The organism is Metabacillus sp. RB-C-LZQ-3-1 (assembly GCF_058315175.1).
The window spans coordinates 63,173-77,735 of record NZ_JBZFLI010000001.1; the positions used below are offsets into that span (position 1 = coordinate 63,173).

The 14,563-nt window shown below is 36.0% G+C and carries 15 protein-coding genes; all 15 read left to right on the forward strand.

The window, feature by feature from the left end:
• Nucleotides 1-214: 214 nt before the first annotated feature.
• The 15 genes from AC4GZ8_RS00360 (at nt 215) to hisC (ending at nt 14,533) form a co-directional block, all read left to right on the forward strand.
• Nucleotides 215-994, forward strand: coding sequence for a heptaprenyl diphosphate synthase component 1 (locus AC4GZ8_RS00360; protein ID WP_491079820.1), 780 nt, complete (start codon nt 215-217; stop codon nt 992-994).
• A 1-nt stretch (nt 995) separates the two neighbouring features.
• Complete coding sequence (locus tag AC4GZ8_RS00365) at nt 996-1,715, forward strand: demethylmenaquinone methyltransferase (protein WP_491079821.1); 720 nt, start codon at nt 996-998, stop codon at nt 1,713-1,715.
• A gap of 134 nt (nt 1,716-1,849) precedes the next feature.
• Nucleotides 1,850-2,812 carry a heptaprenyl diphosphate synthase component II gene (gene hepT, locus AC4GZ8_RS00370; protein ID WP_491080389.1) on the forward strand — a complete coding sequence of 321 codons (963 nt, stop codon included), beginning with the start codon at nt 1,850-1,852 and terminating at the stop codon, nt 2,810-2,812.
• 111 nt (nt 2,813-2,923) lie between these two features.
• Nucleotides 2,924-3,370, forward strand: coding sequence for a nucleoside-diphosphate kinase (gene ndk, locus AC4GZ8_RS00375; protein ID WP_491079822.1), 447 nt, complete (start codon nt 2,924-2,926; stop codon nt 3,368-3,370).
• Nucleotides 3,371-3,632: 262 nt separating this feature from the next.
• Nucleotides 3,633-4,409: a CheR family methyltransferase gene (locus AC4GZ8_RS00380; protein ID WP_491079823.1), complete on the forward strand. Its 777-nt coding sequence runs from the start codon at nt 3,633-3,635 to the stop codon at nt 4,407-4,409.
• Nucleotides 4,410-4,486: 77 nt separating this feature from the next.
• Nucleotides 4,487-5,659 carry a chorismate synthase gene (gene aroC, locus AC4GZ8_RS00385; RefSeq protein ID WP_491079824.1) on the forward strand — a complete coding sequence of 391 codons (1,173 nt, stop codon included), beginning with the start codon at nt 4,487-4,489 and terminating at the stop codon, nt 5,657-5,659.
• Nucleotides 5,659-6,738, forward strand: coding sequence for a 3-dehydroquinate synthase (aroB, locus tag AC4GZ8_RS00390; RefSeq protein ID WP_491079825.1), 1,080 nt, complete (start codon nt 5,659-5,661; stop codon nt 6,736-6,738). The genes aroC and aroB overlap by 1 nt, the downstream gene beginning before the upstream one ends.
• Nucleotides 6,739-6,749: 11 nt before the next feature.
• Nucleotides 6,750-7,118 carry a chorismate mutase gene (gene aroH, locus AC4GZ8_RS00395; protein ID WP_491079826.1) on the forward strand — a complete coding sequence of 123 codons (369 nt, stop codon included), beginning with the start codon at nt 6,750-6,752 and terminating at the stop codon, nt 7,116-7,118.
• 315 nt (nt 7,119-7,433) lie between these two features.
• Nucleotides 7,434-8,978, forward strand: coding sequence for an anthranilate synthase component I (gene trpE / locus AC4GZ8_RS00400; protein ID WP_491079827.1), 1,545 nt, complete (start codon nt 7,434-7,436; stop codon nt 8,976-8,978).
• Nucleotides 8,947-9,966 carry an anthranilate phosphoribosyltransferase gene (gene trpD, locus AC4GZ8_RS00405; RefSeq protein WP_491079828.1) on the forward strand — a complete coding sequence of 340 codons (1,020 nt, stop codon included), beginning with the start codon at nt 8,947-8,949 and terminating at the stop codon, nt 9,964-9,966. Before trpE ends, trpD begins: the two co-directional genes overlap by 32 nt.
• A complete protein-coding gene (gene trpC, locus AC4GZ8_RS00410; RefSeq protein ID WP_491079829.1) occupies nt 9,959-10,723 on the forward strand; it encodes an indole-3-glycerol phosphate synthase TrpC in 765 nt (254 codons plus the stop codon). Before trpD ends, trpC begins: the two co-directional genes overlap by 8 nt.
• A complete protein-coding gene (locus AC4GZ8_RS00415) occupies nt 10,716-11,369 on the forward strand; it encodes a phosphoribosylanthranilate isomerase (protein ID WP_491079830.1) in 654 nt (217 codons plus the stop codon). Before trpC ends, AC4GZ8_RS00415 begins: the two co-directional genes overlap by 8 nt.
• Nucleotides 11,350-12,546, forward strand: coding sequence for a tryptophan synthase subunit beta (trpB, locus tag AC4GZ8_RS00420; protein WP_491079831.1), 1,197 nt, complete (start codon nt 11,350-11,352; stop codon nt 12,544-12,546). The genes AC4GZ8_RS00415 and trpB overlap by 20 nt, the downstream gene beginning before the upstream one ends.
• Nucleotides 12,543-13,337, forward strand: a complete 795-nt coding sequence (gene trpA / locus AC4GZ8_RS00425; protein WP_491079832.1) for a tryptophan synthase subunit alpha — start codon at nt 12,543-12,545, stop codon at nt 13,335-13,337. Before trpB ends, trpA begins: the two co-directional genes overlap by 4 nt.
• Nucleotides 13,338-13,450: 113 nt before the next feature.
• Nucleotides 13,451-14,533 carry a histidinol-phosphate transaminase gene (hisC, locus tag AC4GZ8_RS00430; protein ID WP_491080390.1) on the forward strand — a complete coding sequence of 361 codons (1,083 nt, stop codon included), beginning with the start codon at nt 13,451-13,453 and terminating at the stop codon, nt 14,531-14,533.
• The last annotated feature ends 30 nt before the right edge of the window (nt 14,534-14,563 follow it).

Genomic DNA, 14,563 nt, shown 5'->3' on the forward strand with positions numbered 1-14,563 from the left:
ATGGAATATGTTTATATTTACGCAATCATACATATTTTAAAATCAAGTGCTAATACCATATAAGAAAAGTGGAGTAGAGGTCATTGGAAAATAGTTGAAAATATGTCTCCTTTTCCACATATGGCAGGTTTTTACTAGTAAATAAATCTCTTTAGAAACAAAGAGCAGGCTAGTGATAGTAGAATAGAGATAGAATGTTAAATTGGGGACAAGGGTGATATATTTGCAGGACTTAGAAATACACTTAGCAAAATTGAAGAAAGAACTAGAAGAGAAGCTCGAACATCCTTTTTTAGTCAAGCATTTACCTTCACCCAATATAGATGAAGATAAATTGCTACTCTTGTATGCGATTTTTGATGAGATAGACCTTTCAAAAGAATTAAAGAAGAGCTATATTTTGACGGCTATGCTTGTTCAAATTGCCCTTGATACACATGATGCTGTTACAACCAATCATAATATTAAATCCGACGAGTTCGTACAAAGACAGTTAACAGTATTAGCTGGTGATTACTTTAGTGGTTTATATTATTTATTGCTTTCTGAGGTAAAAGACATCAAGATGGTTCGTACGTTAGCAATGGCCATTAAGGAGATTAACGAGCATAAAATTAAATTGTATCATGATCCTCACCAAAAATTAACATCTGTGATGGATAGTCTTCAAGTTGTTGAAACAAGCCTATTTCAGCATGTTGCCGATCATTTTAAGCTTAATTCTCATAAGGTTTTTAGTATTGAGTTTTTAACCTATAAAAGACTATCTCATGAAAAATTTCAACAGGTTAATGGTTGTATAGAAAGAAGCCACTTTTCGTTGAGTTATTTAACAGATGCTTGTAATGTGTATTTTGAAAAGACTATTTCACTTCTTAATACAGGATTTTTAAGAGGACCTGTTATTAGGGATCTTTTATTAGATCGTCTTCATTCAATCCGTTTTCACGATGCATTACTACACGAGAAAAAGACAGTGGAAGAAGGTTTATAATATGGGTCAGTCAAAAGAAGAAAGAGTCCATGGAGTTTTTGAGAAAATTTATGAAAACTATGACCAAATGAATTCGGTTATTAGTTTCCAACGTCACAAAGCTTGGCGAAAAGAAACAATGAAACGAATGAATGTAAAAAAGGGACAATCAGCATTAGATGTATGTTGTGGTACGGCAGACTGGAGTATTGCCCTAGCGGAAGCTGTCGGTCCAGATGGAAATGTTATTGGCCTGGATTTTAGTCAAAATATGCTGAAGGTAGGTCAACAAAAGGTAGAACAACTAGGGTTGAAAAATATAAATTTGATACATGGAAATGCAATGCAGCTGCCTTTTGAAGATCATAGTTTTGATTTTGTTACAATTGGATTTGGGCTCCGAAATGTTCCTGATTATATGCAAGTATTAAAAGAAATGAATCGAGTATTAAAACCAGGCGGAAAAGCGGTTTGCTTAGAAACATCACAACCAAATCTGCCGGTATTTAAACAATTTTTCCATCTGTATTTTCGCTATATCATGCCGCTTTTTGGAAAAGTTTTTGCAAAAAGTTATAATGAATACTCATGGTTGCAGGAATCCGCACGCGACTTTCCAGGAATGACAGAACTAGCTAATATGTTCAAAGACGCAGGCTTCACCGATATTCAAGTAAAGGCCTTTACTGGCGGTGTAGCAGCCATGCACCTAGGAGTAAAAGCAAATGAAGAAAATAGGTAAAATGAGGGGTATGACCACTTTTGTATAAAAGAGTTTAAAGTGATACACATCAACAAACTCTTTTTTTGTAGTGGTCATTCATCTTTATATGGTCCTCTTTACATAACAATTAATCGGAGTTTAAGGTGAATAGTATGAAATTAAAAGCAATGTACTCTTTTTTAAATAATGACCTTAATATAATTGAACAAGAACTAGAGAAAACAGCTATTTCAGAATATCCATTATTGCGGGAAGCGAATTTAGAATTACTAAAAGCAGGTGGTAAACGAATTCGACCAGTTTTTGTTTTACTGTCTGCTATGTTCGGAAACTATGATATTAACAGAGTTAAACATGTAGCCGTTGCGTTAGAAACAATACATATGGCTTCACTTGTTCATGACGATGTTATTGATGATGCGGAATTACGAAGAGGTCAGCCTACGGTAAAATCAAGATGGGATAATCGAATCGCAATGTATACAGGTGATTTTCTTCTAGCAAGGTCATTAGAAGTGATGACAAATATAGATAATACTGAAGCACATAAAATCCTATCTAAGGCAATTGTTGATGTTTGCTTGGGGGAAATTGAACAAATAAAAGACAAGTATCGTTTTGATCAATCACTTCGCACATATTTAAGACGGATTAAACGAAAAACAGCTCTTTTAATTGCGGTTAGCTGTCAATTAGGAGCCATTTCCTCAGGTGCATCAGAGGAGATACATCGGAAATTATATTGGTTTGGGTACTATGTGGGCATGTCATTTCAAATTACAGACGACATTTTAGATTTTACTTCTACTGCCGAGGAACTCGGAAAGCCTGTTGGAAGTGATCTTTTGCAGGGGAATATAACATTACCAGTTTTATTTGCTCTTGAAGATCCATCTATTAAAAAGGAAGTAGAAAAAATATCAATGGATACGACTCCAAATGAAATTGAACCAATACTAGAAATGATATTATCTTCTGGAGTCATAGAAAAATCTGCTCAAATAAGTGATCGTTACCTCCAGAAAGCCTTTCATATATTAGAAGAGCTTCCAAAAAATCGTGCAAGGTCTACTTTATATAGCATTGCAAAATATATTGGAAAAAGAAAATTTTAAATTGTTTGTTCAATATCTCCTCCCCATCATTGCAATCTTATACCTTACATGATATTATTTTCTTGGGTATGAAAGCCTATACATAATTTTCTATGGGGTGGAGAATATATTATGGAAAAAACATTTTTAATGGTAAAGCCTGATGGGGTTCAACGCCATCTAATTGGGGAGATTGTAAGCAGGTTTGAAAGAAAGGGCTTACAGTTAGTTGGAGCAAAGTTGATGACAATTCCTGTTGAGCTAGCAGAACAGCACTATGGAGAACATAAAGGTAAACCATTTTATGATGATTTAGTACAATTTATCACATCTGGACCGGTTTTTGCTATGGTCTGGGAAGGTGAAAATGTTGTGGAATTAACTCGTAAAATGATGGGGAAAACCAATCCTAAGGATGCAGAACCTGGAACAATACGCGGTGACTACTGCATGTATGTAAGCAAAAATATCATTCATGGATCAGATTCTAAGGAAAGTGCTGAAAGAGAAATAAGCTTATTCTTTAATGAAAATGAACTTGTAAGTTATGATAAAGCATTAAATAGTTGGATTTACTAGCAAATAGGATTAGAGAAACCTGGCTTATCGCCAAACCTAATGGTGAAAGCCATAGTTTTTCTGATACTATCATCCATAAAAATTCTATACTTTCTGATAGTGTAAAAAGAGGGGTTCGAATGATAAAATTCGAATCCCTTTTTCTTTTTCAAACAAGTTTCGCCCTTTTTCTTTAAAAATTGAGCAAATTCAAACAAATTTGAGCTATACTATATTGTATTATTAAATTATGATTTTTGGGCAAGTATTAGGAGAGTAGGAAATGATTGACCAAGATTATGAATTATTCATAAAGAATATCAAAAGAAAATCGGGAATTGATCTTTCGCTTTATAAAGAAGCACAAATGAAAAGAAGACTACAATCACTATATGAAAAGAGAGGATTTACAAGTTTTAATGATTTTTTTGAGGGGATGTCTAAAAATAGTGAATTATACTATGAATTCTTAGATCGAATGACAATTAATGTTTCAGAGTTTTTTCGAAACTATAAAAGATGGCAAGTTCTTGAGGAGAACATTCTGCCAGCTCTTTTTGAAAAAAACGGTAATATAAAGGTTTGGAGTGCTGCCTGTTCAACGGGTGAGGAACCTTATACAATTGCTATGATATTATCAAAGTTTATGCCCATTTCAAAAGTAAAGGTTCTGGCAACCGACATCGATGAAAATGTTATTGCCAGAGCAAAGCTTGGAGTTTATCCTGAGCGTTCCCTAAATGAAGTACCTGAAGATATGAAAAAGAAATATTTCAAAAAAGAAGGCACTAATTACGTGGTTAGTGAAGACATTAGGAAAACAGTACAATTTAAAAAACAAAATCTACTATCAGACCCTTTTGATTCTAATTTTGATTTAATCGTTTGTCGCAATGTTTTAATTTACTTTACAGAAGATGCTAAAGAGATATTGTACAAAAAATTCAGTCAAGCATTAAAAAGGGATGGCATCTTTTTTGTTGGTAGTACCGAGCAAATTTTTAATGCTGATCGTTTTGGTTTTAAATCTGCAGATACATTTTTTTATCAAAAGAAGTAAAAACTTGCTATTTTATTTAATAAAGTTATGTTATATTTATACTTAAAAGCGTTAGTGCGTTGAAGGGAGAGAGAACAATGAGATATTTAACAGCTGGAGAATCTCACGGGCCTCAATTAACTGCAATTGTAGAAGGTGTACCGTCAGGACTAAATTTAACAGCAGAAGCGATAAATATTGATTTAGCAAGAAGACAAAAGGGTTATGGTCGTGGAAGAAGGATGCAAATTGAAAAAGACCAAGTCCAAATTTTAGGTGGCGTAAGACATGGAAAGGCACTAGGTTCTCCAATTTCTTTAGTTGTTGAAAATAACGATTGGAAACATTGGACAAAAATTATGGGAGCTGAGCCAATTTCTGCAGAGGAAGAGAAAGAAGTAAAACGCCAAATTACTCGTCCGCGTCCTGGACATGCAGACCTAGTCGGAGCGATGAAATATGGTCACCGTGATATGCGTAATGTACTTGAGCGCTCTTCAGCACGTGAAACGACTGTCAGGGTAGCGGTAGGAGCATTAGCAAAACAAATTCTAGCAGAGCTAAACATTAAAATTGCTGGTCATGTGCTTGAAATTGGCGGAGTCCGCGCTGAAAATACAAATTATCGTAATATTGATGATTTAATGGCGGTAACGGAAGAATCTCCTGTAAGATGCTATGACCGTGAAGCAGAAACAAAAATGATGGAAGCAATTGATAATGCAAAGGCAAATGGTGACTCTATTGGTGGAGTTGTCGAGGTTGTCGTGGAAGGTTTACCTGCTGGAATTGGAAGTTACGTACATTATGATCGTAAGCTTGATAGTAAAATAGCTGGCGCTATTGTTAGTATTAATGCATTTAAAGGTGTTGAATTTGGAATCGGATTTGAAGCAGCTCGAAAATTTGGCAGCCAAGTTCACGATGAAATCATCTGGTCTGAAGAAGAGGGTTATACGAGAAAAACAAACCGTCTAGGTGGTTTTGAGGGAGGCATGACAACTGGAATGCCTGTTGTTGTCAGAGGTGTAATGAAGCCAATTCCAACACTTTATAAGCCGCTGCAAAGTGTAGATATTGAAACAAAAGAACCATTTTCAGCAAGTATTGAACGTTCAGACAGTTGTGCAGTACCAGCAGCAAGTGTAGTGGCTGAAGCTGTTGTAGCTTGGGAAATCGCGAATGCAATCGTTGAACAATTTGGTGTTGATCGTATGGATGTAATTAAAGAAAACGTTGAAGCAATGAGAAAACATACGAGGGATTTCTAATGAAATCAGTTAACATTAAAACAACAGATTCGGAGTACCCTGTACTTGTTGGGGAAAATGTAATAGATGAAATTACGTCCATCCTTAACGATTTAGCACCATCAAAGGTAATGATTGTAACGGACACAAATGTTGATAAGCTATATGGCGAGGATCTGTTTAACAAGATTGATCCTCTTTTCCCAACCTATAAATATGTTATGAAAAGTGGTGAAGAGGCTAAATCTTTTGATGTGTTTTACGAGCTTCACACTTTTGCATTAAAACAGCAGTTAGATCGTAAATCTGTCATTCTGGCATTCGGTGGCGGCGTTGTTGGTGATTTAACAGGATTTGTTGCAGCAACTTTTATGAGGGGAGTACCTTATATACAAATCCCCACAACCCTTTTAGCACATGATAGTGCTGTTGGAGGGAAGGTTGCTATTAACCATCCAGAAGGGAAAAATATGATTGGTGCATTTTATCAGCCTAAAGCTGTTGTTTATGACAGTCGGTTCCTGCAAAGCTTGCCAGCTGAAGAATTGAGATCTGGCTTTGCTGAGGTAATCAAACATGCATTAATTCGAAGTGAATCATTATTTCAATTTTTAAGAAAAGAAATACATGATTTAAGTGATGTGAATAATGAGAGACTAGAGAAAATGATTCTTGATGGTATTAAAATTAAGGCAGATGTCGTTTCAAAGGATGAAAAAGAATTAGGGCTTAGGGAAATTTTAAACTTTGGCCATACTTTGGGTCATGCAATTGAGGCTGAAGCTGGTTATGGAAAATTATCTCATGGAGACTGTGTTGCAACTGGAATGTTATTTGCTACTTGGCTTAGTATGAAATCGTTAAATGTTTCATTGCCATATACAGAATTGAAAACTTGGTTTAAGCAAATAGGCTTTCCGACGACAATACCGGATTCTCAAAAGACCGAAAATTTAATCAAGAGAATGGTCAAAGATAAGAAAACTAAGGCTAATCAAATTAAAATGATATTGCTTCATAAAATTGGGGAAACGACAACCTTGACATTTGCAAATGAAGAACTTCATTCGTTGGTAAATGAATGGAGATCGATCGAATAGGAGGAAGACGCTTGATTAGGGGGATAAGAGGAGCTATCACTGTAACCGAAGATAATGAGCAGCAGATTCTACAAGCAACTGACAAGTTGTTAAAGGAAATGATCAATAAAAATAAGATTCAACCGGAAAATGTGGCACAGGTTTTAATAACGGTAACAGAGGATCTTATATCAACTTTTCCTGCAAAGGCATTAAGAAATCTTGAAGGATGGACATATGTCCCAGTTATGTGTATGCAAGAGATTCCAGTTGAAGGAAGTTTAAAATTGTGTATTAGAGTCATGATGACTGTAAACACAGAGATTAAGCAAGATAAAATCAATCATATATATCTAGAGGGTGCAACAGTCCTTCGACCAGATTTGTCTGTTTCCTCTTGATAATTATTTGAAAATTTGAAACAGTATAATATCAATCTTGACAGGTTAGTAAGTTTTGTAATAACATGTTGGAGAAGATTGATTAGTAGATGAGTAGAGAAGTTATGAGATTAGGGTAGCTGAGAATGAGTGAGTTTAGCTGAGGTTTTATTAAAAGGCACAAGTCTACCCAAAAACCATTCGTGTTTTTGGGTTTTATTTATATTTTTCATTTGTAACTATTTGAAAATAATAAATATTGTGCAAACACAATCTTCAAAGTACATAACCTCCTAAATGCTCGTTCTCCAAAAATTATTGGAGGAGTGAGTTATATTGAATTTTTCTTCTTTTTCCACATTTTGTGAAGATAGCAAGCATTATCGTACAATCCCCATTGTGAAAAAATATATTGTGGACACCTTCACACCAATTCAATTATTTCAGTTATTTAAGGAAGAAGCGGTTTATTTGCTTGAAAGTAAAGATGCTGAATCAGATTGGTCCAGATATTCTTTTATTGGCTTAAACCCTTTTCTATTTATCGAAGAAACTCATGGAGAATTTTCATTATTAAATGAACAACGAAAGACGATCGCAAAGTCTAATTCCATTACTCAAACGTTTAAGGAGCTTCAAAAGCAATTGTCTATTAAATTACCAGAATTAGACATCCCTTTTGTTGGCGGTGCAGTTGGCTATATCGGTTATGACACAGTTTCCATCCTAGAAAAGGTTGAAAAGCATAGTATCGATGATTTGAATCAACAAAATTGTATGTTCTTTGTATGTGAAACAGTTATAGCCTTTGATCATCAAGAGAAACAGCTCTATTTTATCCACTATGAGCGAGTTAATGGAACCGAAACTGAGGACCATTTAAAGGCTACTTACGAACTAGCAGAAGCAAAGCTAAATAAATATGTGAGCATGCTCAAGCAAAAGCCTCAAATAGAAAAAATGCCGCAAGCTGTTTCGGAACAATATGATCTGAACTTTGATGAGATTAAATCAAACTATGAGAAATCAAAGTTCTTACAAGATGTAGAAAAAGTAAAAGAATACATCCGAGCTGGTGATATTTTTCAAGGAGTGCTTTCACAAAGATTTGAAATTCCAATTTCAACAGATGGTTTTTCTCTATATAGAATATTGCGGATCGTGAATCCATCTCCTTATCTTTTCTATATTAGAATCAATGATACAGAGCTAGTTGGAAGCTCACCTGAACGATTAATCTATATTCAAAACAAGCATTTGGAAATTCATCCAATAGCAGGTACAAGAAGGCGAGGGAAAACTGTTGAAGAAGATTTGTACTTTGAGGATGAACTTAAAAATGATGAAAAGGAAAAGGCAGAACATTATATGCTAGTTGATTTAGCTAGAAATGATCTTGGCAGAGTTGCAGAATACGGTTCTGTAAACACGCCAACATTAATGGAAGTTGGCCGCTTTTCTCATGTTATGCACTTAATCTCAAAGGTAACAGCTCAACTTAGGGATGATATACACCCAATGGATGCACTTCTATCATCTTTTCCAGCTGGAACCGTTTCTGGTGCACCTAAAATACGGGCTATGCAGATTATCCAGGAGCTTGAACCGACTGCAAGAGGCAGTTATGCTGGCTGTGTAGCATATGTAGGTTTTGATGGGAATGTTGATTCATGTATTACGATTAGAACGATAACTGTGAAAAATAATGTTGCCTATGTTCAAGCAGGTGCCGGTATTGTTGCAGACAGCGTGCCAGAGCTTGAATGGAAGGAAACATGTAATAAAGCAAGTGCGATGTTAAAGGCTATACAATTAGCTGAAAAAGTCTTTTCTAATGAGGGGGAGAATCGTGATGAAAGAGCTGCTAGCAAAATGTATTGAGGGAAAGACATTAACCGAAAGACAAGCTGAAGATGTAATGGACTTAATTATGACAGGAGAGGCAACCCCAAGTCAGATTGCTAGTTTAGTATCTGTTATGCGACTAAGAGGGGAAACAGTTGATGAGTTGGTAGGTTTTACAAAATCAATGAAAAAACATATGTCTCCCTTATCGTATAAAAGTGAAGTCATCGACACATGTGGAACCGGAGGAGACGGAGCTTCTACTTTCAATATTTCTACTGCTGCTGCTATTGTTGTATCTTCCTTAAAGGTGAAGGTAGCAAAACATGGAAACAGAGCAGTTTCTTCTAAAAGCGGAAGTGCTGACGTTCTTGAAAAATTAGGAATAAATATTCAAACATCAAAAGAGGAAGCAATACAAAGCTTAGATGAACGACATATGAGCTTTCTCTTTGCACCAATGTTTCATTCCTCAATGAAGCACGCGGTAGCTCCAAGACAAGAACTTGGGTTTCGGACGGTATTTAATTTATTGGGGCCTCTTTCAAATCCTGCAAATGCTAAACGCCAAGTTATAGGAGTATTTTCGACTGAATATGCTGAGAAAATGGCAGAAGCATTAAAACGATTAGGTGCAGAGCACGTATTGCTAGTTACAGGAAGAGATGGATTAGATGAAATTTCAATTACAGCCCCAACAGATATAGTAGAACTGAAAAATGGCGAGATTACGCGATATGTTCTTCAACCAGAGGATATGGGCTTGAATACTGGTTTTTTAGAAGAAATCCAAGTAGCTAATTCAGATGAGAGTGCAAAGTTAATTGAAGAAATCCTAAAGGGAAATGGACCTGTAAGTGCAGAGAATATCGTAGTATTAAATGCTGGTGCAGCTTTATATGTAGCCAATCAAGTTCCTACATTAGATATGGGTGTGATTTTAGCGAAGGAAGCTATTAAAAATGGATCAGCTTACAATCAATTAAGATCATTACGTCATCAGCAGGAGGAGCACTATGCTTGAACAAATTCTTAATACAAAAAAAGAAGAAGTAAAATCATTAATCATACCAAAAAACGAAGAATTACCTTCTCGTTCTTTTCTAGAAGCATTAAAAAATCCAAATCGCCGGCTGGCATTAATCGCTGAAGTGAAAAAAGCATCACCTTCTAAAGGATTAATTAAAGCGGATTTCCATCCAGTTAGCATTGCAAAAGCATATGAACAAGGGGGAGCGGATTGTTTATCCGTTCTTACCGATTCACCGTATTTTCAAGGGAAAAAGGAATACCTTACAGAAGTGAAAAAAGCTGTGAATTTACCTGTTTTAAGGAAGGACTTTATTATTGACTCTAAACAAATCATTGAAGCGAAGCATATTGGAGCAGATGCTGTATTGTTAATAGGAGAAGCGCTTGAGCCATCCTTATTAAAGGAATTGTACATTCATGCAGAAGAATTGGGATTAGATGTACTTGTTGAAGTGCATGATCAATATCATCTTGAACAGGTGTTAAATGTAATAACTCCGAAAATTCTCGGAGTAAATAATCGGAACCTGAAAACCTTTGAAACGAATATTCAGCAATTGAGCGGGATGGTTTCATCTATTCCAAATGGGACTCTTCTAGTCAGTGAAAGTGGAATCTACACGAACGATGATTTAGACCTAGTCCATCAATTTGGGGCAAAGGCTGTTCTAGTGGGAGAATCCCTAATGAGAAAAGATAACCAAACGAACGCAATCAAGGAATTATTTGGGGAACAGATTTATGGATAAACCAGTTATTAAGTTTTGCGGTGTTCAAAGTTTTAGGGATCTTACTGTTGTTTGTCATTCAATAGCTGATTATATCGGATTTATTTTTGCTGAAAGTAAACGAAAGGTAGATCCGGAATCTGTAGCGGAGTGGTTAAAAGAAGTAGAAACAACAAAGAAGGTTGTTGCTGTCTTTGTTAATCCAACTGATGAAGAGATAGACAACGTTTTGAAGCATGTTCCAGTTGATGTAATTCAATTTCATGGTAATGAATCAGTTGATCAAATCACAAGAATTCGTCATTCCTTCAATGGCTTACTATGGAAGGCGCTTCATCATCATGACAAAACAATTGAAGACATGGAAAAATATCAACCGGTTGTAGATGGGTTTGTCATTGATTCCAGAATCAAGGGTCAATGGGGAGGAACTGGTGTAAGTTTTGATTGGAAGGCAGTACCGACCTACATTGACTTTGCAGAGCTATATAACAAACTTTGTTTGATTGCTGGTGGTGTGAATGAAAGAAATATTAGTGAGTTATTATTACTTCAACCTCAAGGAATTGACCTATCGAGTGGAATTGAAATAGACCAAAAGAAGAGCAGCGAAAAGATCCAACTGATTGAAGAAAGGGTGTTAAAGTATGTCAATATATCCAGATAAAAATGGTCGATATGGGGATTTCGGTGGACGTTTTGTTCCTGAAACCTTAATGACACCATTAGCAGAAATCGAACAAGCGCATAGAGACGCAATGAATGACCCTGCTTTTTTAGAAGAATATCATCATTTACTAAAAGAGTATTCTGGTAGACCAACCTCCATTACTTTTGCTGGAAACGTAACGGAAAAATTAGGTGGAGCAAAAATCTATTTAAAACGCGAAGATTTGAACCATACTGGAGCACATAAAATTAATAATGCAATTGGTCAGGTTTTATTAGCGAAACGAATGGGAAAAACAAAAGTTATTGCTGAAACAGGAGCAGGACAACATGGTGTTGCTACGGCAACTGTTGCTGCAAAATTTGGCATGGAATGTAAAGTATTTATGGGGGAAGAAGATGTAAGGAGACAAGAGTTAAATGTTTTTAGAATGCAGCTTCTGGGTGCTGAGGTAATCCCGGTAACAAGTGGTAATAAAACATTAAAAGATGCTACAAATGAAGCGATGCGCTACTGGGTACAACATTGTTCAGATCATTTTTATATTATCGGTTCTGTTGTAGGACCGCATCCTTATCCATATATCGTCCGAGAATTTCAGCGTGTGATTGGAGATGAAGCAAAGGAGCAATTTTATAGCATTGAAGGATCACTACCAACAAAGGTAGTCGCATGTGTTGGTGGCGGGAGTAATGCAATTGGAATGTTTGCCGCTTTCTTACCAGAAGAAGTTGAATTAGTGGGAGCTGAAGCAGCAGGTAAAGGCGTTAATACTGATTTACATGCGGCAACAATCACGATGGGAACAAGAGGAGTTCTACACGGCTCATTAACGTATCTTCTTCAAGATGAATTTGGTCAAATAATAGAACCATATTCCATATCAGCAGGATTAGATTATCCTGGAATAGGACCTGAACATGCCCATTTGGCAAGTACAGGCCGTGTGAAATACGAGAGTGTTACAGACCAGGAGGCATTAGATGCATTGGAGCTTTTAGCGAAAGAAGAAGGGATATTAGCAGCAATAGAATCAGCTCATGCCCTATCAACTGCCTTTAGCCATGCAAAGCAACTGAATAAAGACGAAAGTATTCTTATCTGTTTATCAGGAAGAGGAGATAAGGATGTTCATACGTTAATGGCTCATTATAAGGAGGTAGGAAAAGAATGACCCTTTTTAAACAGTCGGTAAATGGTCAATTATTTATTCCATTTATTACTGCAGGTGACCCACATTCTGAAGTGACTGTCGATTTAGCGATCGCTCTTCAGGATGCTGGAGCATCTGCGATTGAATTAGGTATCCCATATTCTGATCCTGTTGCAGATGGACCAGTTATTCAAAAAGCATCTAGTCGTGCTTTGAAAAATGGGATGAACATTATAGAAGCAATGAAGCTAGTGCCCAAAATGAGAAAAAAAGGCTTAAACATCCCAATTATACTCTTTACGTATTACAATCCTGTGTTACAATTAAATCAGGAATCCTTTTTCGCTTTACTGCGGGAAAACACAATAGACGGTCTATTAATTCCTGATATCCCATTTGAAGAAAGTGAAGAACTAAGACGAAAATGTAAGGAACACTCTATTTCTTTTATTTCTTTAGTAGCCCCTACATCATCAAGTAGAATCAAAATGATAGCAGAGGCAGCAGAAGGTTTTATTTATTGCGTATCATCTTTAGGAGTAACTGGTGTTAGAAAAAACTTTGATGAATCAATAACATCATTCCTGGAAGAAGTAAAAAGCTATAGTTCTGTTCCAGTTGTCGTTGGTTTTGGTGTATCTTCAAGAGAACAAGTAGACCAACTTTCAAGTATTTGTGATGGAGTTGTTGTCGGAAGTGCTTTAGTGCGAGAAATTGAACGTCTTCAAACAACTCTATTAGAAGATAGCAGTCGTCAACAAGCAATTGAAGAATTTAAAGAGTTTGCCAAGACATTTGTGTTGGTAAATTAGTGAAATTGCTTAAATTGAAATGAAACTTTATGATAGTAAGCAATAGCGTGTCCTACATATCTATTAAAATGGTGCGCGAATATTTGTTTACTTATTTAAATGAGGTGTTTACATTGCATGTAAAAAAACAGTTATTAAATTTAAAACCTTATCAGCCAGGTAAGCCAATCGAAGAAGTGAAAAAAGAATTCAACTTATCAAACGTTGTAAAATTGGCCTCAAATGAAAATCCTTATGGTTGTTCACTAAAAGCTAAACAAGCAATTGTAGATGAGCTTGAGCAGTTAGCGATATATCCTGATGGATATAGTGCTCTTCTTCGGACGAAGTTAGCAAACCATTTAGGTGTGAAAGAGGAAGAATTGATTTTTGGAAATGGGTCTGATGAAGTTGTTCAAATTATTTCCCGTGCTTTGCTTAACCAAGAAACGAACACAGTAATGGCAACACCAACATTTCCGCAATATAAACATAATGCTGTGATTGAAGGGGCTCAAATAAAAGAGGTTCCTTTAATTGACGGTCATCATGATTTAGATGCAATGCTAAAACAAATCGATGAAAATACAACAGTTGTTTGGGTATGTACTCCTAATAATCCTACGGGTACATATATAAATCGTGAAAGTTTACTAGATTTCATAAACAAGGTGCCAAAACATGTATTAATTGTTGTTGATGAAGCCTATTATGAATACGTAGTAGCAGAGGATTACCCGCAAACAACGGAGTGGATCCATGATTATCCTAATCTTATGATCCTTCGCACATTCTCAAAAGCATACGGGCTTGCAGCATTACGCGTCGGTTATGGTATTGGGAATGCAGAATTAATACGCAAAATTGAACCTGCTAGAGAACCTTTCAATACAAGCAGAGTTGCACAGGCAGCTGCTATAGCAGCATTAGATGATGCAGAATTTGTAGCTGAATGTCGTGTGAAAAATAAAAAAGGCTTAAAGCAATTTTATGATTTCTGTGAAGAGCTAGGGCTTGAATACTACCAATCGGAAGGGAATTTTATTTTAATCAATTTTAATCGAGATTCTGACGAGGTGTTTCAAGCTTTACTGAAAAAAGGATATATCGTTCGATCAGGCAATGCTCTCGGTTTTCCTACACATTTACGTATAACAGTTGGAAATACCCAGCAAAATGAAGAAATCATTGATGCATTAAAAGAATTTGTTCAATAATGATGAAGAGGGTGCTAGTCCAAAATGGCG